Raw genomic sequence first — 19,970 nt, forward strand, 5'->3', positions numbered from 1 at the left:
TGATAAGTGATTCGGCCAATTTCGCGGCAAATGGCCAGAAAATCAATCCACTTTCGCCAGATGGGCCTTGACCGCCAGACCCGAGGTGAGCGCTGTCAGAATGGCCACCAGGAAGACAACACCGAAGACGCCGAGATACCCCGGCAGGCTGACGGAGATGCCGCCGAACAGCGCCGACATCTGATCGGAACCGGCCTGGCCGGCGCTCTGCCGGGTCAGCATGTCCAGCACGACGAAGCTCAGGATCGCCGCGACACCGCCGGAAACACCCCCCTTCAGACCCAGCATCAAAAAGTGCCGCTGGAACTCCCGGGCGATGAAACCGTCCTCCGCGCCGACAAAATGCAACACCGAAACGACGTCCTTGTTGCCGGCCATGGCGGACTGGGTGGCAAAGACGACGCTCAGCACCATTGAGCCCAGAACCAGGATCATGATCGCGAACCCGCCCGCGACCACAGCGCCGGCCATGGCCGACAGGCGCGAGGTCCAGACCGAATGGTCGTCCACGCTGGCACCGGTCACGTTCTGCGACACCACCGACCTCAGCTGGTCAAGGTTGAGCAGCGACGGGTCGTTGACCGTGATCTGGATCAGCCGGGGCACGGGCAGGCCGTCCAGCTGCAGGCCTTCGCCGAGCCAGGGTTCCAGAAGGGCCTTGGTTTCCGCGTCCGACAACGCCCGAACCGTGTCGATGCCCGGAAATTCCTGGGCCAGCGCAACCGCCTTGTCGATCTCGCGCAGCATGTCGACGCCCTCGGTCGGCCGGATCTGGATGGTGATTTCACGCACCAGATCGTTCTGCCAGGCATCGGCGGCATCCCAGACCACCGACACCCCGCCCACGGTCAGGCAGGCGAGAAAGCTCATGATCGCCACCACCAGCGTCAGCGCGCGCCCGGCGACCGACTGAGGCGGCACGATCGCGGCAGCGGGCCGCAGCTTGGCGTCGTCGCCCTGAGGTTCTTTCTTGGCCTTCGGCGCGGCCTTGCGCACCGGACGCTTTTTCCGCTTCGGCCGTTCGGCGCGCTTCGGCGGCTGGACTTCAGCCGTCGAGCGCTTGGTGTTTTCGGTGTCGTCGGACTGGGCCATGGAACTGCTCTGCTGCCTAATCGAAAATCGAGACGCGTCCGTCCGCAAGCACCATGCGGCGGGCGTCCACTTGTTCCAGCAGCGCGATATCGTGTGTCGCGATGACGACGGAGGTGCCGAGTTTGTTCAATTCGATGAACAGACGCAACAGACGGCGGGCGAGCGGCGGGTCTACGTTGCCGGTCGGCTCGTCGGCCAACAGCACTTCCGGACGCGTGATCAGCGCGCGTGCAATCGCCGCCCGCTGTTTTTCACCGCCTGACAGGACCGGCGGCAGCACATGCATGCGATCGCCGAGCCCAACCCATTTCAGAAGATCGATCACGTCGGAGCGGTACTCGGCCTCCTCCTTGCCCACCACACGCAGTGGCAGGGCGACATTTTCATAGGTTGTCAGGTGGTCCAGCAGACGGAAATCCTGAAACACCACGCCGATCTTGCGCCTGAGCTTGGGCAATTCGTTTTTTTCAATAACGCTCAGGTCGCGGTTGAACACCTTGATCAGCCCGCGTGTCGGCTGGAGTGACATGAACAGGAGCCGGATCAGGCTGGTCTTGCCGGCACCGGAGGGGCCGGTCAGGAACTGGAAGGACTGCGGTTCGATCTCAAAGCTGAGATCGCGCAGGATTTCCGGGCCCATTCCATATCTCAATCCGACATTTTCAAAGCGGATCACAAAATCACTCCTGTTGATGGCCCTTCTAGGTCTTCGTCTATAGCCTGGCCGTTAACGGTGCATTAATCATATAAAGGTCCATTAGAGAGCTGAAAGACCGTCATCCGATTTGCTGGCCTTTGTCCCATATTTCATGCCGGATTTCGACCTGTCGGTTCCCTTAAGAACCGTTTGAGCATGCCATGACGAAAGGTCTTCGCGCATGAAGATCAAATGTCCGGACTGCAGTACGTCCTACGAAATTAAGGCAGAGGCGGTCGGCGCGGAAGGCCGCAGCGTCAAATGCGCCAAATGCGGCAACCGCTGGTTCGTCTCGCCGGAGGACGACGAGGTCGGCGATGTCGATTTCAGCGCGGCCGCCGACACCGCCGATGACGATGAGCCCGCAGTCGAGGACGGCACGGACAAGGACGAGGCCGATTGGGCCGCCGACGCTGAAGACGACGACACGGCGCCGGACGCCGAAGACGACAGCGAACCCGACGACTTCAAGCCCGAACCGCCCGCTTCCCGTTCGAGCAAGGACGCAGACAAATACGCCGCGGATCTGGAAGACGATGAACCGGAAGGCAGCGGCACCGACATTGAATCCAGTGCCAAACGTCCAAAAATCATCGTCAATCCCGACAAGTTTCGACGCAATCACGTCGGCGCGTTGCTGAATTGGTTGTTCCGGCGCAATTACCGGCGGATCGGCGGCATCGCCCTGTTTGGCGCCGCGGTTGCCGTCTGCGCGATTTTCATCCTCATGCGCGACAATGTGGTCAAGCAGTCGCCCGATCTGGCCAGCCTGTTCCAGATGATCGGCTTTGACGTCAATCTGCGCGGTCTGGAGTTCCGCAACCTCAGAACCTTCACCGAAGTTGAGGACGGCAAGCGGGTTCTGGTCGTCGAAGGCTCGATCCGCAATCTGCTCCAGGAACGCAACACCGTGCCGGCGGTGCGCCTGTCGATCCGCAGCGGCGACATGCAGGAAGTTTATGCCTGGACGGTCGAACCGCGCACAAAATCGCTGAACGCACTGGACGAGACCCGGTTCAGGACGATATTAGCCGACCCGCCAGCAAATGCTTCCGATATCCAGGTTCGTTTTGTCGAGCGCGGCAAACGGCAAATAGTTCTCGAGTGACCATGACCGCACATATCCACACCCTGTTCGACGAAGACGCCATTGCCCAGCGGGTCGGCGCGCTTGCGCATGAAATCGGCGAAGGCCGGCCGCAGAACCTTCTGGTGGTGGCCGTGCTCAAGGGCAGTTTCATCTTCGCGGCCGATCTGGTGCGCGCCATGCACAGGGCCGGTCTGCAGCCGGAAATGGAGTTCATCCATCTGTCGTCTTATGGCGCCGGCACGGAAGGCTCCGACACCATCCGGATTTTGCGCGATGTTGAAAGTGACGTTAACGACCGCGATATTATTTTGGTGGATGATATCCTGGAATCCGGCCGCACGCTCGCCTTCGCGCGGGCACGGCTGAAAGACCGGGGCGCCCGGTCGGTCAAGGTTGCCGCCTTGCTCGATAAACCGGAGCGCCGCAAAGCTGCCATATCTGCCGATTATGTCGGTTTCGCCTGTCCTGATAAGTTTGTCGTCGGATATGGTATGGATATGGGCCACGCTTGGCGGCAGTTGCCCTATATTGGATACGTTGCTGCACCGGAGGACGGAGCGGCAGACGGCAACACAGGAGAGTGAGCATGGCTCGCATTCTTCTTACCGAAGATGATGAAGCTGTCCGCAGCTTCGTAAAGCGCGCCCTCGAACTGGACGGGCATTCCGTCGAAGCGGTCGAGGATGGCGGCGAAGCGGTGGAATCCCTGTCCCGGGAAGAGGGTGCCTTTGACCTCCTGTTGACGGATATCAAGATGCCGGTCATGGACGGCATTGCGCTGGCGCTTCACACAGCGCGCGATTACCCTGACATGCCGATCCTGATAATGACCGGCTTTGCCGATCAACGTGAACGGGCCAACGGTCTGGAATCCCTGGTGCATGACATCATCACCAAACCGTTTTCGCTGGCCGACATCCGCAAGGTGGTCCGTCAGGCGATTTCCGGCGAAGCGGCCCGGGAAACCCGCCGCTACGCGTGACGGCGCCGGTCATTCCTGACTACCGATCGAAACCCCGCTTTGGCGGGGTTTTTGATTGAGGCGTCAGGAGGACAGGGGGGAGGCCGAGGCCTACAAGCGTCACGAACCCGTTGCTGATGGAAAAACACTTCACCGGGGGACCACCCGAGGGGAGCGGACAATCACCGTTGCCACGCGCCGACAGCATCGACAAGCGCATCAATCTGAGTTGCGGTCAGTCTTTCCTGGCCGGCCTGACCATTCTTTCTTGCTATGAAATTGACAGCAGCATATCTGGAGCCGCCCCGCTCATGGATGCCCCTGACGTGTTCGGTAAAAAACCGTTCCCAAAAGACACGGGACTTCAATTTTAGCGCCTGGATTTCTCTGTCATCGCTTAATCCGGAATGCCTTCTCAGGATAGAATTGATCGTTTCGTCAGGCAGACCCATGGTGTCCGCACGCTCAACAAACGCGAGAGGCGTTTCATTCTCGAAGGGTTCATTGTTCTGCATCGACGCGATACTTGCACACAAGATTGCCTTGTGAAAAGTACTGGTTAAGGAACCGGGGCAGGCCGCCCCGGATGCAAGAGACCCCGCCAAGGCGGGGTCTGTTGACAGTGTCGGACCTTTTCAGACAAACCCCGGCGCGCAGGTCCCAGATCTCCACTTTGCTGCGTGCGGGACGTACGAAATAGAGGTTTGTCTCCAAATTCCACTCGTATCAATACCGCTTCAGCAACCGCTCCAGATAGTCCAGCTCCAGTTTCGGCCTGGACGGGTCTGAGAAGCGCCGGCGCAGCTCTTCCAGGATGCGGCGCGCCCGTTGGACGTCAATCTCGTCAGGGATCTGCACCCGGTTGTTGAAATCGGGACCTTCCGTGCGCCGCGGCCGGCCAAGGGGATCCTCGTCCAGCGGCGAGGGGCCTTGCGGCGCACCCGCGCCTTCGCCCTGACCCATCATCTGTTCGGTGAGGCCCTGAGCGCCCCGGCGCAGGGCATCCAGCGCGTTGCCCTGCTGGCCGAGCGCCTGCTGGCCCTGGCCTTCGCCCAGAGACTGCTGCGCATCGCCCATGCTGTCACCGGCTTCGCCAAGGGCCTGGTTCTGGCCCATGCCGTTCTGGTTCAGCTGGTCCATCAGCTCCTGCAGCTGCTGGGCCAGGTCGCCCTGGCCCTGTTGCAGCTGTTCCAGCATCTGTTCCAGCTGTTCCTGGGTCATTTGCTGTCCCTGGCCCTGCTGTTGCTGCTGTTGCTGACCACGCTGCTGCTGGTCCTGATTGTATTTGTGCGTTTCATCCATCAGCTGCTGCTGCTTTTGGATCATCTCACCCAGCTGGTTGAGCATCTCCATCATTTCGCTGCTCATGCCGTTGGGCATCATCTGGGGCCGTCCGGCCTGCAGGTTCTCCAGCATCTGCTGCATCTGGGCCAGCAGCTCACGCGCAGCATCGCGCGAGCCGGTGCGCGCCAGTTCCTCGATCCGGTCCAGCATGTCGCTTAAGTCCTGCTGGTTGAGCGTCTGCTGATTGCCGTCGAACGGCTGCATGGCCTGCGGGTTCTGGCGCATCTGTTCGGCGAGCGCCTGCATGTATTCGTTCAGCGCTTCGCGCAGCTGCTGGGTCAGTTTGGCGATCTCCTCGTCGCTTGCACCTTCCTCCAGCGCCTTGCGCAGGGCTTCCTGGGCATCGCGCAGCTTGCGTTCGGCCGCCGACAGGTCGCCGTCCTCGATCGACAGGGCCAGATCCCACAGCAGCGGCAGCAGGTCTTTCAGCTCCTCGTCCGTCTGCGCCTGGATCAGCTCGCCATAGGCAAAGCGCATGCCCAGATAGTTGCGCGGTTTGAAGTTGAAATGGTGCGGCGCCAGCATCAGGGCATCGAAGGCAATGATCACCTGGTCCTGGTTCTGGGCATCGAGCGCCAGATTGCGGCGCTGTTCGGCCACGGCCCGCGCCAGCGGCTTGCTGAAGCGCCGCTGCGGCAGCGTGATCCGATAGGCCGGCGATACGCCCTCCTGCCCAGCCTGGTCACGCGCTGTCAGCAGCAGATCGACCTCCGAGCCGGCCCAGGGATGGGAGGTCAGGTCCCGGATCGTTTCGGCGGTCTTGGCCGTGCCCGCGCGCGGCGGCAGCGACAACGGAAATTGCGGCGCCTCCACCAGTGGCCGGGGCACGCGCCTGCCGTGATCGGGATTGGGCAGGGGCACGATCCGCGCCTCGGCCGCCACCACGCCATAATCGTCCTTCACGAGATAGGAAAATTTGAGCGCGCCGCTGAGCTGTTCTTCCGGATCGTCGGTCAGACGGATCTCCGGCGCATCGTCCGGTCTCACCGCGAACACGTAGCTGAGCAGGCGTTCCTCGCCGTTTTTCACTTCAACAATGCCGGTTGTCTCCAGCTTCAGGCGGCGCTCCACCGGCAACAGCTTGGCCAGCTCCGGATCGGCGGTTTCCGCCGTTTCCTCTGGAGCGATCAGTTGCGGTTCCTGATCGTCCGGCCCTGCGAAGGTTACGGCAAGGCCCGGCGCTCCCTGGCTTCGGACCACCAGGACGGCGCCTTCCGGTACCGAGATCGGTGCGCCGGGATCCCGCAATTGAGCGCTTTCGCCGGTCAGGTAGATCGGCGGCTCGCTGGTATAGAGCGGCGGGGTGACCCAGGCATCGAGGCGGCTCGGCGCTTCGACGGTCGTGAACGGGTTCTGGAAGGCCGAAACGAGCCGGCCGAGCCGGTCGCCGCCGGCGGTGGAAAAGCCGATCACCAGCAGGCAGGCCGCCAGCACGCGCAGGGCCCAGGGATCGCGGCGGAAGGCCTGCGGATCCGGAGCCTTGGAGCGGATCGCGGCCACGGTTTCGGCGGTCCGGCGCTGGTGCAGGGCCCAGATGGCCTGGCTGTCGGGATTCCCGGTACCGATGGAGAGTTCGTCTTCGAGCGCGGTCAGCGGGCGGTGCTCAAACCCGGAGGCTTTTTCAACCCGGCCGAGGGCGTCTTCCCGAGACGGCCAGCGCAGCGACAGCAAATCCCTGGCCGCATAAAGGGCAAGACCGGCAAAGACCAGAACACCCAAAGGTCCGGCCCAGGCCGGCAGGACCAGCCACAGTCCGAGCCAGGACACGCCGACAAACAGACCGATCACGACAAGAACGGGCAGCACCGCGCGCCAGAGACGTTCCACAAACAGCGCCCAGCGGCTCTGCCGCACCAGCCGGTCGAGGCGCGCCTTGATGAAGGCCCGCCAGCCATAAGGCTCGGGACGCTGCGTTTGAATGGGGTCTCGGTCGCTGTCAGTTGGGCTCAAGGACGCCTCCGGTTATCGTCCCGAGAGCTGCCGGTTTGTGCCGGAAACGCAGCCCGCAGGACCTGCCACCCTCTCTAAGGTGAGGCAAAGGAGGCTTTCCGGCAACCTGTCGGATCAACTAATTGCCGGAAGATTGTGTCACGAACCGTTGAGCCAGTCCGGGATCCGGTCGAGGCCGATCAGTTCCTCATAGCTGGTCCGGGGCCGAATAACCGCGAATTGGTCAGCATTTACGAGCACTTCCGGCACCAGAAGGCGTGAATTGTAGGTGCAGGACTGCACCGCGCCATAGGCTCCCGCGGAATAGACCGCCAGCATGTCGCCGGCATTTACCCTGGGCATATCCCGGTTCTGGGCCAGAAAATCGCCTGTCTCGCAGACCGGACCGACAATATCGGCTTTGATTCGCGCAGCACCCGCATCGGGCTCCTGCACGGGGCGAACCTCGTGATAGGCCTCGTAAAGGGTCGGACGGATGAGGTCGTTCATTGCGCCGTCGACGATCACGAATGTCTTGTCGGCGCCTTCCTTCACATAGATGACTTCGGTGACCAGGATCCCGGCGTTACCGGCGATCATCCGGCCTGGCTCGAACATCACCTTGCAGTCCAGCTCGCGGACATGCTTCTTGACGACTTCGGCATAGGCGTCCGGATGGGGCGGCGGGTTGTTGTCGGTGACATAGGGGATGCCCAGACCGCCACCGAGATCGACGTGGTCGATGCTGTGTCCCTGTGACCTCAGATCCGTGATCAGGTCGCCCAGGCGCGAGAAGGCGTTGTCGAACGGTTCCAGCTCGGTGATCTGCGAGCCGATATGCATGTCGATGCCCGTGACCTTGATGCCCGGCAGCGCGGCCGCTTCCGCATAGACTTCCCGTGCACGCTGCCAGGGAATGCCGAACTTGTTCTCGGCCTTGCCGGTGGCGATCTTGGCGTGGGTCTTGGCGTCGACATCCGGATTGATGCGCATCGACACACGGGCAGTCTTGCCCATGCGGCTCGCCACCCGCGACAGCTGGCGCAGTTCCGGCTCGGATTCCACGTTGAAGCACAGAATATCTTCTTCCAGCGCATAGGCCTGTTCGGCTTCGGTCTTGCCGACGCCGGAAAAGACGATCCTGTCGGCCGGCACGCCGGCGGCGCGGGCCCGGCGCAATTCGCCTTCCGAGACGACGTCCATGCCGGCGCCCAGCTGTGCCAGCGTCTTCAGCACCGCCTGGTTTGAATTCGCCTTCATGGCGTAGCAGACCAGTGACGGAATGTCGTCAAAGGCGGAAGAAAACACCTGGAAGTGACGTGTCAGCGTGGCCGTCGAATAGCAGTAGAACGGCGTGCCAACAGCCCGCGCGATCTCTTCAACCGGCACATCTTCGGCGTGGAGCGCGCCGTTTTTATAATCGAAATGATGCAAGGACTGCCCTCGTGCGGCTAGGGCGCGGTGTCTTCGGTGACCGGCGCCGGATCCTTATCGGATCAGAAAATCCAGAAAGAACGGCTCATCGTTTTTCGGCGCAGGCTCGGCCGGCGCGGCGGCAACGGCCGGGTCGACGGCGGCACCGGCTTGCGGCGCTGCCGCGCCCGGATCGTCCAGGCCGCCCTTGCGGCCGCATCCCGCCAGGGTCACGCTCAGGCAAAGGCCGAGCAAAGCCAGGGTTTTGAGCCGGGGTGTCATCGCCATTCTGCCCTTTTGAACCGGTTGGCCCGCGCTCTGGAAAACGCGGGCAGCTTCTCGTGTGCTTGCGCCAGTCACTCTCCTCGCATGTGACGGCGCATTCGGCAAGGGCTTCAGGCCCTTGCCAGCTCTTTCTGCCAGCGGCGCGCCTGTTTGCGGACATTGACCGGTGAAGTCCCGCCATAGCTGACGCGGCTGCGCACCGACTTGTCGACCGACAGGACCTGGAAGATTTCCTCGGTGATTTTCGGCTCAATCGCCTGCATCTCTTCCAGAGACACCTTGTGCAGCTCGATGTTCTTCTCCACGGCGAGCGCGACAATGCGGCCCGTGACGTGATGCGCGTCGCGGAACGGCAGCCCCAGCACCCGCACCAGCCAGTCGGCCAGGTCCGTTGCCGTGGAATAGCCCGAACCGGCGGCTTTTTTCATGGCTTTCACCACCGGTTCCAGATCGCGCATCATGCCGGTCATCGCGGCCAGCGCCAGGGACACGCTGGCCAGTCCGTCAAAGGCCTGTTCCTTGTCTTCCTGCATGTCCTTGGAATAGGCCAGTGGCAAGCCCTTCATCATCACCAGCAGCGCCTGCAGGGAGCCGTAGATGCGTCCGGACTTGGCGCGCACCAGCTCGGCGGCGTCCGGGTTTTTCTTCTGCGGCATGATCGACGAGCCGGTCGAGAACTTGTCGGACAGCTTGACGAAGCCGAACTGCGCCGAACACCAGATCACGATTTCCTCGGCAAGGCGCGAGAGATGCATCGCGGTCAGCGAGGCCGCGGCCAGGGCTTCGATGACAAAGTCCCGGTCCGACACCGCATCGAGCGAATTGGCCGCCGGCCGGTCAAAACCAAGAGCCTTGGCCGTAATGTGCCGGTCGATCGGAAAGGACGTTCCGGCGAGCGCAGCGGCGCCGAGCGGGCATTCGTTCATGCGCTTGCGCGCGTCCCGCACCCGTCCGCGGTCCCGGCCGAACATCTCCACATAGGCCAGCAGATGATGGCCGAATGTGACCGGTTGGGCCGATTGCAGGTGCGTAAAGCCGGGCATGACCACCGAAGCATGGGTCTCCGCCTTTTCGGCAAGCACCTGCATCAGCTCGCTCAGCTGTGCGTCCAGCGTGTCCAGCGTGTCGCGCACCCAGAGGCGGAAATCGGTGGCCACCTGATCGTTGCGCGAGCGCGCGGTGTGCAGGCGGCCGGCGGCCGGACCGATCAGCTCGGCCAGCCGCGCCTCGATATTCATGTGAATGTCTTCGAGCGCGCGAGAGAAGGTGAAGGTGCCGCCTTCGATCTCTGACAGGATTGTGTCTAGACCTTGAACGATCTTGTCGGCATCGTCCCGCGTCACAATGTCTTTTTCCGCGAGCATGCGCACATGGGCTTTCGAGCCGTCGATGTCCTGCCTATATAGCTTCCGGTCGTAGTCGATGGAGGCGTTGATCTCCTCCATGATGGCGTCCGGTCCCTCGGCGAACCGGCCTCCCCACATGCGATTGCTCATGTCCTGTCCCTTAGAAGGCGCCCCGGATGGGGTGTGAACGAATGACCAAGCCAACCGAACCCGCAAAAGCCTCCAGACGCGGACTTTATGCCGCCGGGCTCGCCGGTGCAGTGGCCGCCGTAGCGGCTCTATACGTGATCGTTGGTCCGAATGGCAACATCACCGGCGTGCAAAGCTGTTCGGCGGCGCTTGACCTGGCCAAGTCCGCCAGGCCCTTTGCCACCGGCGAAGTGGCCGCCTTCCTGCCGGCGAGCCAGCCGCTCGACCTTCAGCATCTGGCTTTCCAGGGCGAAGACGGCATGCAGGTTTCGCTGGCCGATTTCAAGGACAAGACGGTCCTGCTCAATCTGTGGGCGACCTGGTGCGCACCCTGCCGCAAGGAAATGCCGGCGCTGGACGAGTTGCAGGCCGAGATGGGCAGTGACGATTTCGAGGTGGTGGCGGTCAATCTCGACCGGGGCGGACCGGAGAAGCCCAAGACGTTCCTGTCCGAGATCGGCGTCAGCAAGCTGGGCTTTTATCAGGACAGCTCAAACAAGCTGCTGCAGGATTTGAGGAAAGTCGCCCGCGCAACCGGGTTGCCGACCACGATCCTGGTCAGCCCGCAGGGTTGCGAGATCGGAACCATGTACGGCCCCGCCGAATGGGCATCCGGCGAGGCCAAGGCACTTATTCAGTCCGTGATGAAACCCTCCGGCGCCTGACGGCGCTTGAGAATTCCTCAAACCGTGATGTCGACAGCGTTGCCGAGACCCGGGATCTGACGCTGTTCGCGGCGATCCTCTTCCTGGGTCGCCTGGGCTTCTTCCAGACGCTCCGCGACCTGGCGCTCCTGATCGTTCTGGTCCTTGACCGCGTTTGCGGCCAATTCGTTTCGAACGCTTGCGGCGCTGTAAGCGGCCGAGGAGGAGCTGCTGTCGGATACACTCGCCATTGCCGGTACTCCCTTGGCGTGGTGATGGGGTTATGCCTGTTGCCGGGTCTTTTCCGGTCATCCCTGGTTCTAGGCCAGGATGTTGACCTGTGTTCCCAGTCCGTCTTCCAGGCTGCGCGTTTCGGCGCGATTTTCCAGTTGGTCAGCTTGCCGGCTCAGAAACTCCGCCCGGTTCGTGCTGAATTCTGCCTGACGCTGCACGGTCACAGCGGCAGCTTCAGACCGTTTCGCTTTCACCGCCTCGGCTTGCTCCGCGACCTGTTCGGTCCGCGGTGTCGCCAAGTTCGGCTGAAACGCCTGACTTGATCCATATCCTATTGCTTCAGGCATCGTCGTTCCAATCCTTGGATACGATATTGCGACTACATCCTGAGACAAATAGCTGAATTTAAAGGTAAACCCCATCACTTACCTTTAGGCAAAGTGAGTCGAATACTGATCTGAAATTGAGAATTTTCTTAAAATTTTATCTATTTGCATCCAACGCATTGAAGGAACACGGGTTCGCACTTTGTAACGGGCAATGCGGCTCCACCTCAACCGGACCGGCACCACGTTCCCAAGACATCAAAAAACCGCCCGAAAGGTTCGAGCGGTCGCACGATGTTAAGAAATGGAGATGGGGAAGCGCTTAGGCCGTCACGTCAACAGTGCCGCCAAGACCCGGCGCGGGAGCTGCCTGGGCCGATTGCAGATTTTCGGCGCCCTGCTGCAGCAGCGCCACCAGATTGGCGTCCTGCTGGGCGGCCATTTTCAGCATTTTGGATTGCAGGGCCTGGGCCGTCTGGGCCTGAGACTGTGCAACGAATGTATTGGCAATGCCAACGCTGTCCATCTGGAACTCCTCGATTCCACCGCACCCTACCCGCCCGCCCTTAAACAGGCGTTAACACCTTGCGTCCGGTCAGTCGCCCGACTGTTGCCGCAAGGCCGCCCGGCGGACTTTGCCGGATGCGGTGCGCGGCAGGCTGTCGAGCACCCGATAGACCTTCGGCCGCTTGTATTCAGCAAGGTTCGAGGCGGCATGCGCCGCCAGACGGTCAGCGCTGAAACCGGCCGGATCGCTTGGAACCACAAAGGCCGTGATCAGGCTGATGCCGTCCCGCGACGGCACCGCCGTTACCGCAACCTCCTGTACCTGGGGGTCGGCGGACAGCACCCGCTCCACTTCTTCCGGCGCCACCCGGTAGCCGAAGGCATTCATCAGGTCGTCGGCGCGGCCCTCGTACCAATAGTACCCGTCCTGGTCGGCCCGGGCCCGGTCGCCGGTCAGGAACCAGTCGCCGCGGTACGCGGCCGCTGTTTCGTCCGGATTGTTCCAATAGCCCAGCATCAGACCCGGCTCGTCGCGATGCACGGCCAGCAGACCCGTTTCGCCGATGGCCGCAAGCTCCCCGCCCTTGCCCGTTTCGCTCAGGACCGCGACCTTGCGACCCGCCTGCGGCTTGCCGGGCGAACCCTGTTTGACCGGAACTTCGGGGCTGCTTGAGAGATACGTTGATATCTCGCTCATGCCGAGCGCCTCGTAAAGCTCTCTTCCCGTACGATCTCTCCAGTCACGGTAAAGACCGACGGAGAGGGCTTCACCGGCCGTCAGGCCGTGACGCAGATCGGGAAAACTCTCCGTCGCGACAGCACCATATTTCAGAATTCTCCGGTAGAGGCTCGGCACGGCGGCAAAGAGCGTTGCCCGGCTTTTCGCAAGCAGACCCGGCCAGATGTCCGGGTCCCGCGGCCCATCATAGACAATGCTGGTGGCTCCGTTCGCCCAGGGATCCATCAGCCCGGCTCCGAGCGTGTAGGTCCAGTTGAAGGCGCCGGCGTGCAGCAGACGGTCTTCCGCCTGCAATCCGTACCAGCCCCGGTCCATGGGCCGGCGCGCGGCGGCGGCCCGCTGGGCATGCAAGACGCCTTTCGGCTTGCCGCTGGTTCCCGAGGTATAGATCAGGAAGGCGGGATCGTCCGGTTCCGTCTCCGCAAACCGGCCCGGGGCCGTTCGCTTCAGCTCCAGGATCGCGTCTGGTCCGAGAAACAAGACCCCACCCGGGTCTACCGGCAATGCGGTCCTGCCATCGTGCAGCACCAAGCGCGCGCCGCTGTCGGCAAGGATCGCTCCAGCCTCGGCTTCCGTCAGTTGGGAAGAGGTGGGGATGGGCACAAAGCCCGCGGCGATCGCACCGAAAAACAACAGCGGGAAATCGCTGGAATGGCCGATCCGGAGCAGAATACGATCACCCTGCTTCAGTCCTGCGGCCGACAATCCCCCGGCCACGGCCTGAACAGCCTGCGTCAGGTCCGCAAAACTCCAGGTTTCCAGGCTTGTCCCGCCCGCGCCGACCACTTCCAGCGCCGTCTTTCCCGGATCGGGCGCGGCGCTGGTCAGGCAGTAGCGGGCAAGGTTCATTCTCTTATCGGGTCGGTACCGGGTGTTCACCGCGGTAATCGTAAAAACCGCGCTGGGTCTTGCGGCCGAGCCAGCCGGCCTCGACATATTTCACCAGCAACGGACACGGCCGGTATTTGGTGTCCGCCAGACCTTCATAGAGCACCTGCATGATCGACAGGCAGGTGTCCAGGCCAATGAAATCGGCCAGCTGCAGCGGACCCATTGGGTGGTTTGCACCAAGCCGCATCGCCTTGTCGATGGATTCAACGGACCCGACGCCCTCGTAAAGCGTGTAGATCGCTTCGTTGATCATCGGCAGCAGAATACGGTTGACCATGAAAGCCGGGAAGTCTTCGGCTACAGCGATCTGCTTGCCCAGCCGGTCACAGAAGCCCTTGGAGGCCTCAAAGGTCTCGTCTTCGGTGGCAATGCCGCGCACCAGTTCCACCAGCTCCATGATCGGAACCGGGTTCATGAAGTGAATGCCGATAAAGCGTTCCGGCCGGTCCGTGGTCGCGGCAAGACGTGTGATCGAGATCGAGGACGTATTGGTCGCCAGAATGGCTTCCGGCTTCAGGATCGGGCACAGCTGGGAAAAGATCTTGCGCTTGACCTGCTCGTTCTCGACGGCCGATTCAATCACCAGGTCCGCGTCGCGCAGCAGATCGAGGTCTTCCGCGGGCTTGATCCGGTCTAGCGCAGCGACACGCTCGTCCTCGGTGATCAGGGATTTTGAAACCTGACGGGCAAGATTGCCATTGATCGAGGCAAGGCCCGACTCGATCCGCTCCATGGAAAGGTCGCTCAAACCAACTTCGAAGCCGGCAAGTGCACAAACATGCGCGATCCCGCTGCCCATTTGGCCAGAGCCAATTATGCCGACCTTCTTGATTTCGACTGCCATCCTGAAAATCCGATCCTTGAATACATCCCGATTGACCGGGTTGCGGGTATTTTTGGCAAGTCTTGCGCCGAACAGCAAGAACCCCGGAGCGAAAACTGTGACTCACCCCGGGGTTCGTGATCAATTTGCCGCAGGTCTTACTCCACGGCAGCCTTGAGTTCCGGCAGCGCATCGAACAGATCCGCGACCAGGCCGTAGTCCGCGACCTGGAAGATCGGAGCTTCTTCGTCCTTGTTGATCGCGACGATCACCTTGGAATCCTTCATGCCGGCAAGGTGCTGGATGGCACCGGAAATACCGCAGGCAATATAGAGGTCCGGGGCGACGACCTTGCCGGTCTGGCCGACCTGCCAGTCGTTCGGGGCGTAGCCCGCGTCGACGGCGGCGCGGGACGCACCGACGGCGGCGCCGAGCGCGTCGGCCACCGGCATGATGACTTCCTGGAACTTTTCGGAAGAACCAAGCGCACGGCCGCCGGAGATGATGATCTTCGCGGAGGTCAGTTCCGGACGATCGGACTTCGACAGCTCCTCGCCGACGAATTCCGACAGGCCGGAGCCGTCGGTGCCGGACACGGTCTCCACGGACGCTGACCCGCCGGTTTCGGCGGCGGCGAAGGTCGAGGTCCGCACGGTGATCACCTTTTTCGGGTCACCGGATTTCACCGTCTGGATCGCGTTGCCGGCATAGATCGGACGTTCGAAAGTGTCGGCGTCGATGACGGCGGTCACGTCCGAGATCTGCATGACGTCGAGGAGAGCGGCAACGCGCGGCAGGGTGTTCTTGCCGTTGGCGGTGGCAGCTGCAACGATGGCATCGTAATCGCCGGCCATGCCGACGATCAGGTCTGCGGTCGGTTCGGCCAGCTGGTGCTCCAGCGCATTGCTTTCGGCGACCAGCACCTTGGCAACGCCGGTGAGTTTCGCGGCTTCTTCGGCAACGCCCTGGACGCCTTTGCCGGCGACCAGGACATGAACATCGCCGCCAAGGGCAACGGCTGCGGTCACGGCTTTCGCCGTAGCATCGCTGAGTGCGCCACCGGCATGATCAGCTACAAGAAGTGTTGTCATTGTTTTCCTCCTGCGCCGCCCTTAAAGGACACCGGCTTCGTTCTTGAGTTTGTCGACAAGTTCGCCGACCGAGCCAACCTTGACACCAGCCTGACGGGCAGCCGGCTCTGCGGTGGAGACAACGGTGAGGCGCGGTGTGACGTCGACACCGAAATCGTCCGGAGTTTTCTCGTCGATCGGCTTTTTCTTGGCCTTCATGATGTTCGGCAGCGATGCATAGCGCGGCTCGTTGAGGCGCAGATCGGTGGTGACGATCGCCGGCAGCTTCAGCTTGATGGTCTGCAGGCCGCCATCGACTTCGCGGGTGACGTCCGCGGTGCCTTCACCGAGATCGACCTTGGACGCGAACGTGCCCTGGCTCCAGCCGAGCAGGGCGGCCAGCATCTGGCCGGTCTGGTTGCAGTCGTCATCAATCGCCTGCTTGCCCAGGATCACAAGGCCGGGCTCTTCCGCCTCGACAATGGCTTTCAGGATCTTGGCAACCGCCAGCGGCTCCGTGGTTTCGTCCGTCTTGACCAGGATGCCGCGGTCGGCGCCCATGGCAAGACCGGTGCGCAGGGTCTCGGTCGCCTGCTGCGGGCCGACGGAGACGACAACGACTTCGGTTGCCTTGCCGGCTTCCTTCAGACGCAGTGCTTCTTCCACGGAAATTTCGTCAAACGGGTTCATGGACATCTTGACGTTGGCAAGATCGACGCCAGAACCATCCGCCTTGACGCGGACCTTCACGTTGTAGTCGATGACCCGCTTCACGGGTACGAGGATTTTCATTTGGTCTCAACCTCTTGCTGGGCCGGCTTTCACCGCACCGCTGAACCGGGCTCGCCCGCCAAGATGACGCTAGGTCATAAATGGCGGATTTGAGCCAATCGTGGCGCATGGCGGGGGACGGTACTGACCGACACGGCAGCTGTCAATTGCGGTAAAAGGTCTAAGGCGGCAATTTGCCGGGACTGGGAAAACATGCGTCGCAAAGATGATAGTTCGGCAGCGCAGCAAACACGGAAAAACCCGCCCCAAAGGGCGGGTTCAACAAATTTTGCCGCCCGGCGGCAAATAGACCTGACTTATATCCCCGGTGTCTGCGGAGAGAACTTGTCGGAGACCGGTTCGGCGAACACCGTAGTCCACGTCCCGCCGCCATCCCGGCAGGCCGTGCCGCGGATTTTCAGATCCAGGCCCCCAAAGGTCGTCTGGCGCAGATATTGGCGGCACCAGTGACCGCTCTTGCTTCGATAGGTCTTGATCGGTGTAAGGACTTCGCTCCAGTCACCTTCCTGACCGACAAAAACCGGTTCGCCGCTAACCTTGGTTTCCAGCGCTTCCTGAACGGTCTGCGCCAACAGGATCCGTTCGGTTTCCATATGCGCCGCCAGCGAAGAGACGGCATCGTCCATGCGCGACTGCATCCAGAAGCTGGTGAAGGCAAACGTACCGGCGATCAGAACAAGGGCGGCCGCCATCTGGACAAACATTGTTTTCCAGGACGCATGCGCGTGATGCGCGTGATGCGCTGCCGGCAAGTCGCGCCTGGCGAACTCCCGGTCGATCAGCGCCTGGAACCTTGCCATGGACGCGTCGGGTATGTCGGCGGCAACCGCCTTCTGCAAGACGGTGTTGTCATGAGCCATGTCCCGCAACATCTCGCTGCCGCCCGGCTGTTTTTCGATGCGCGCGCGAAGAGCCGTTCGCTCCGGCACAGGGCCTTCGCAGTCGAGGATTTTGCCTATGTCCTTGGCAAGCAGGATCTGCTCGCGCTTTTCGTCGAATGTCATCCCATACCCCCTGGCATGCTGCGCAGTCTTGCGTGCGCACCGGTATCCTTGGCCTCCAGCCAATCCCGCAGTTTCAACCGTGCCCGGGCCAACCGGCTGGTCACGGTGCCGATCGGAACCCCAAGTTCCTCGGCCACATCCTTGTAACTGCGGCCCTCAATGGCGATTTTCAGAAGGACTTCGCGGCTGTCCTCTTCAAGTTCGCCAATAAAGACCTGCACCCGTTGCAGTTCCAGGCTGCTGGCCGCCGCCTGGGCGCCGTCATAGCTTTCCTCAAAGTCCAACATCGCCAGGTCGAACAGCCTTGCCCGGTTTGCGGTATCCCGGACGGTGTTGAAATAGAGGTTCTGCAGGATCCGGAACATCCAGCTGTCAAGCCGCGTGGCCGGATCGAACTGATCGAGAGACCGGATCGCACGCTCGCAAGTTGTCTGAACCAGATCGTCCGCCTGATCCGGATTTCGGCACAGCCTTAAAGCAAAACTCCTCAGCTTCGGGAGCAGACGGATCATCTCCGTCTTTATTGTTTCTTCAGGCAAGGAGTTCTCCGCAACACCGCTCTCGGATAGACAACACCTGAGCAGACCTTTTGATCCCGGCTTTTTTTAGACTATCTTCGGGAAGAAGACAGAACGCCCGAGTGTTATGTGTGCGAAGGCAACATACCGCTCTGGAGTCAGGTCTCCAGCGCAGCAGCAACCGAAGTAATCCGCTTGAACCCGAACTCGATGAAACCCACTCGGCAGAATACATTGCAAGACCGCCTCTCTGCGATGACGCGCGTTCTGTCGGGTGTTGTGGCGGCGGCGATGGTGTTCTCTCTTGTCCTCTTCAGCCCCTTGATCGACTCGAAAGACACGATTGCCGCTGCCGCACAATCTCACAAAGACCGCGGCGACCGGGCAGATCGTGGCAACCGCGGCGGACGCAACGAACGCGGCGAACGCGGTAACCGCGGCGACCGGGGTGAGCGCGGCGACCGGGGCGGCCGCGGAGGCCGCAACGGAAATGATCGTGGCGATCGTGGCGGCAATGACAGTGACCGGGACGGCAACGACCGGGGTGGAAACGACCGGGGCGGAAACGGCAATAGCGACCGCGGTGGCAAGAACCAGGGAAGCAATGACAGCAATTCCCGCGGCAGCGGCGATCGTGGGTCAAGCTCCTCCTCCAGCAATTCCGCCAATTCCAGCTCCAGATCAACGCCGGACAAAAACTCCGGATCAGGCTCGAACCAAAAATCGGGCAATTCCGCCACAGAAAAGTCTGGTTCGGTCGGTTTTCTAGGCCGGATTTTCGGTGGTGGCCAGTTTAGCGGTGACAGCGAACCTTCCGGCGGCTCTCTTTCGCAGCGGGAAGAACGCGAGGCTATTCAAAACGGCTGGCAATAGGTCCAAGAGGCGGGATCGCGTTGACGGTGTTTGGGTTTGGGGTCCCCAAGGGGATCATTCTTCTCTTTTTCTGCACGAGTGCTGTTTCAGGTTGTTCCGCATTGTCTTTCGAGGAGCCGTTCGCGTCGCTGCGCGCACCCGCTGCGTCGTCTGACGCGGTCACGGCTCCTTCTGCGCTCCGCAGTTCCGACAAATCCTTAGCGGACAAGAGCCTTCAGTCGGCCCTGGAAAACGCCGTTTCCGGCAAATCTGTCACCTGGAAAAATCCGGCCAGTGGTGCCCAGGGGTCGATTACTCCTCTGAAAACCTGGAAAAATGACCAAGGCGCCTATTGCCGGTCCTACAGCGAATGGATCAGGCCGGCCACCGGCAAATCCATCAGGCGCAATGGGGTTGCCTGCCGGTCACAAAATGCCGTCTGGAAAACCGCCTAGAGCGGTACCGCTGGCCTTATACCAACCGCTGCAAATTTGGACCGATCTGACCGCGTATTATTAGCCAAGGTTCCTGTCGAACAGCGGCACGCCGGGGCGCCTCAGCACCAAAACCAGCAGGGCACCCGCTATCAATCCGCCGATATGGGCGATCCAGGCGACCTGGCTGTCCGATACCGTGACGGCGTTGAAGACCTGGTAAAGGATCCAGGCGCCGAGCAGCCAGACCGCGCTCAGCCGCAGCGGTATGCGCCCCAGCACCAGAACCCAGACCTTGACCCTTGGATGCAGCATCAGATAGGCGGCCACCACACCCGAGACCGCGCCGCTGGCACCGATCAGCGGCACTTCCGAATTCTGGTCCATGGCCGCATAGGCGAACCCGCCCACGGCCCCGCAGATCAGATAGAAGGCCAGATAGCGCACATGGCCCATGGCGTCCTCGACATTGTCGCCGAACACCCACAGGAACAGCATGTTGCCGATCAGATGCATGAACCCGCCATGCAGGAAGGCATAGGTGACCACCGACATCCAGTCCGGCAGCACCTGGAGCTGCGGTGCCAGATCGCGATGGTCGAAAAAAACCACCGGAATCAGGCCGAAGGAATAGGACGACGTGCCGACTGCCGATTGGGACCCCGCTCCCTGATAGACCAGGAATATCAGCACGGTGACCGCGATGATGCCCAGATTGACGAAGGGCAGGGGCACATGCACCAGACGGTTCTGGTCGTGAAGGGGGAGGAACATCCGGCGCCCGCCTCAG

23 protein-coding genes are annotated in these 19,970 nt (G+C 61.7%); 6 read left to right on the top strand and 17 right to left on the bottom strand.

The genetic code is table 11. The annotated features are described in order from the left end of the window. Positions 1–42: 42 nt before the first annotated feature. Entirely contained in the window at positions 43–1,092 is a 1,050-nt protein-coding gene (locus M0H32_RS19830) for a cell division protein FtsX (protein ID WP_248156980.1), read from the bottom strand. Between the two features lie 16 nt (positions 1,093–1,108). Then, positions 1,109–1,768, bottom strand: coding sequence for a cell division ATP-binding protein FtsE (ftsE, locus tag M0H32_RS19835; RefSeq protein WP_248156981.1), 660 nt, complete (start codon positions 1,766–1,768; stop codon positions 1,109–1,111). Positions 1,769–1,970: 202 nt separating this feature from the next. Here ftsE and M0H32_RS19840 point away from each other — a divergent pair, with 202 nt between their 5' ends. From M0H32_RS19840 to M0H32_RS19850, 3 genes are read left to right on the top strand one after another with little or no spacing between them, the layout of a single operon-like run. Next, positions 1,971–2,897, top strand: a complete 927-nt coding sequence (locus tag M0H32_RS19840; protein ID WP_248156982.1) for a zinc-ribbon domain-containing protein — start codon at positions 1,971–1,973, stop codon at positions 2,895–2,897. Between the two features lie 2 nt (positions 2,898–2,899). Then, on the top strand, positions 2,900–3,463 hold the full coding sequence (gene hpt / locus M0H32_RS19845; RefSeq protein ID WP_248156983.1) for a hypoxanthine phosphoribosyltransferase: 564 nt from the start codon (positions 2,900–2,902) through the stop codon (positions 3,461–3,463). Positions 3,464–3,465: 2 nt separating this feature from the next. Next, complete coding sequence (locus M0H32_RS19850; RefSeq protein WP_248156984.1) at positions 3,466–3,861, top strand: response regulator; 396 nt, start codon at positions 3,466–3,468, stop codon at positions 3,859–3,861. Positions 3,862–4,022: 161 nt separating this feature from the next. Here the strand turns inward: M0H32_RS19850 and M0H32_RS19855 are convergent, their stop codons facing one another. The 5 genes from M0H32_RS19855 to argH form a co-directional block, all read right to left on the bottom strand. Then, complete coding sequence (locus M0H32_RS19855; RefSeq protein WP_248156985.1) at positions 4,023–4,355, bottom strand: hypothetical protein; 333 nt, start codon at positions 4,353–4,355, stop codon at positions 4,023–4,025. Positions 4,356–4,566: 211 nt separating this feature from the next. Then, the gene (locus M0H32_RS19860; protein ID WP_248156987.1) at positions 4,567–7,134 is read right to left on the bottom strand and encodes a TIGR02302 family protein; all 2,568 of its coding nucleotides are present in this window, start codon (positions 7,132–7,134) and stop codon (positions 4,567–4,569) included. A 138-nt stretch (positions 7,135–7,272) separates the two neighbouring features. Beyond that, positions 7,273–8,547 (bottom strand): diaminopimelate decarboxylase, encoded by a 1,275-nt coding sequence (lysA, locus tag M0H32_RS19865; RefSeq protein ID WP_248156989.1) that lies wholly within the window; start codon positions 8,545–8,547, stop codon positions 7,273–7,275. 54 nt (positions 8,548–8,601) lie between these two features. Further along, positions 8,602–8,814, bottom strand: coding sequence for a lipoprotein (locus tag M0H32_RS19870; RefSeq protein ID WP_248156991.1), 213 nt, complete (start codon positions 8,812–8,814; stop codon positions 8,602–8,604). A gap of 107 nt (positions 8,815–8,921) precedes the next feature. Then, positions 8,922–10,307, bottom strand: a complete 1,386-nt coding sequence (gene argH / locus M0H32_RS19875; protein ID WP_248156993.1) for an argininosuccinate lyase — start codon at positions 10,305–10,307, stop codon at positions 8,922–8,924. Positions 10,308–10,348: 41 nt separating this feature from the next. Here argH and tlpA point away from each other — a divergent pair, with 41 nt between their 5' ends. Beyond that, on the top strand, positions 10,349–11,011 hold the full coding sequence (gene tlpA / locus M0H32_RS19880) for a thiol:disulfide interchange protein TlpA (protein ID WP_248156995.1): 663 nt from the start codon (positions 10,349–10,351) through the stop codon (positions 11,009–11,011). 17 nt (positions 11,012–11,028) lie between these two features. On the opposite strand, the gene M0H32_RS19885 is transcribed toward tlpA, so the two are convergent. From M0H32_RS19885 to M0H32_RS19925, 9 genes are all read right to left on the bottom strand, one after another. Beyond that, positions 11,029–11,241, bottom strand: coding sequence for a hypothetical protein (locus tag M0H32_RS19885; RefSeq protein ID WP_248156997.1), 213 nt, complete (start codon positions 11,239–11,241; stop codon positions 11,029–11,031). A gap of 69 nt (positions 11,242–11,310) precedes the next feature. Continuing rightward, entirely contained in the window at positions 11,311–11,646 is a 336-nt protein-coding gene (locus M0H32_RS19890; protein ID WP_248156999.1) for a hypothetical protein, read from the bottom strand. A gap of 226 nt (positions 11,647–11,872) precedes the next feature. After that, entirely contained in the window at positions 11,873–12,076 is a 204-nt protein-coding gene (locus M0H32_RS19895) for a hypothetical protein (protein WP_248157001.1), read from the bottom strand. Positions 12,077–12,145: 69 nt separating this feature from the next. Further along, positions 12,146–13,645, bottom strand: a complete 1,500-nt coding sequence (locus M0H32_RS19900) for an acetate--CoA ligase (RefSeq protein ID WP_248157002.1) — start codon at positions 13,643–13,645, stop codon at positions 12,146–12,148. A gap of 4 nt (positions 13,646–13,649) precedes the next feature. Beyond that, the gene (locus M0H32_RS19905; protein ID WP_248157003.1) at positions 13,650–14,531 is read right to left on the bottom strand and encodes a 3-hydroxybutyryl-CoA dehydrogenase; all 882 of its coding nucleotides are present in this window, start codon (positions 14,529–14,531) and stop codon (positions 13,650–13,652) included. Between the two features lie 137 nt (positions 14,532–14,668). Next, positions 14,669–15,601: an electron transfer flavoprotein subunit alpha/FixB family protein gene (locus tag M0H32_RS19910; protein WP_248157004.1), complete on the bottom strand. Its 933-nt coding sequence runs from the start codon at positions 15,599–15,601 to the stop codon at positions 14,669–14,671. 21 nt (positions 15,602–15,622) lie between these two features. Then, positions 15,623–16,372 carry an electron transfer flavoprotein subunit beta/FixA family protein gene (locus M0H32_RS19915; protein ID WP_248157005.1) on the bottom strand — a complete coding sequence of 250 codons (750 nt, stop codon included), beginning with the start codon at positions 16,370–16,372 and terminating at the stop codon, positions 15,623–15,625. 296 nt (positions 16,373–16,668) lie between these two features. Continuing rightward, positions 16,669–17,376: a hypothetical protein gene (locus M0H32_RS19920; RefSeq protein ID WP_248157006.1), complete on the bottom strand. Its 708-nt coding sequence runs from the start codon at positions 17,374–17,376 to the stop codon at positions 16,669–16,671. Beyond that, positions 17,373–17,915 (bottom strand): RNA polymerase sigma factor, encoded by a 543-nt coding sequence (locus tag M0H32_RS19925; protein ID WP_248157007.1) that lies wholly within the window; start codon positions 17,913–17,915, stop codon positions 17,373–17,375. The genes M0H32_RS19920 and M0H32_RS19925 overlap by 4 nt, the downstream gene beginning before the upstream one ends. A gap of 174 nt (positions 17,916–18,089) precedes the next feature. Here M0H32_RS19925 and M0H32_RS19930 point away from each other — a divergent pair, with 174 nt between their 5' ends. Together M0H32_RS19930 and M0H32_RS19935 are read left to right on the top strand one after the other, a co-directional pair. Continuing rightward, complete coding sequence (locus M0H32_RS19930; protein ID WP_248157008.1) at positions 18,090–18,767, top strand: hypothetical protein; 678 nt, start codon at positions 18,090–18,092, stop codon at positions 18,765–18,767. 26 nt (positions 18,768–18,793) lie between these two features. Beyond that, on the top strand, positions 18,794–19,201 hold the full coding sequence (locus M0H32_RS19935) for an RT0821/Lpp0805 family surface protein (protein ID WP_248157073.1): 408 nt from the start codon (positions 18,794–18,796) through the stop codon (positions 19,199–19,201). A 60-nt stretch (positions 19,202–19,261) separates the two neighbouring features. On the opposite strand, the gene M0H32_RS19940 is transcribed toward M0H32_RS19935, so the two are convergent. Next, entirely contained in the window at positions 19,262–19,954 is a 693-nt protein-coding gene (locus tag M0H32_RS19940; protein WP_248157009.1) for a rhomboid family intramembrane serine protease, read from the bottom strand. Positions 19,955–19,970 lie beyond the last annotated feature (16 nt).

This window comes from Roseibium sediminicola, from assembly GCF_023156505.1.
Classification (GTDB): Bacteria; Pseudomonadota; Alphaproteobacteria; order Rhizobiales; family Stappiaceae; genus Roseibium; species Roseibium sediminicola.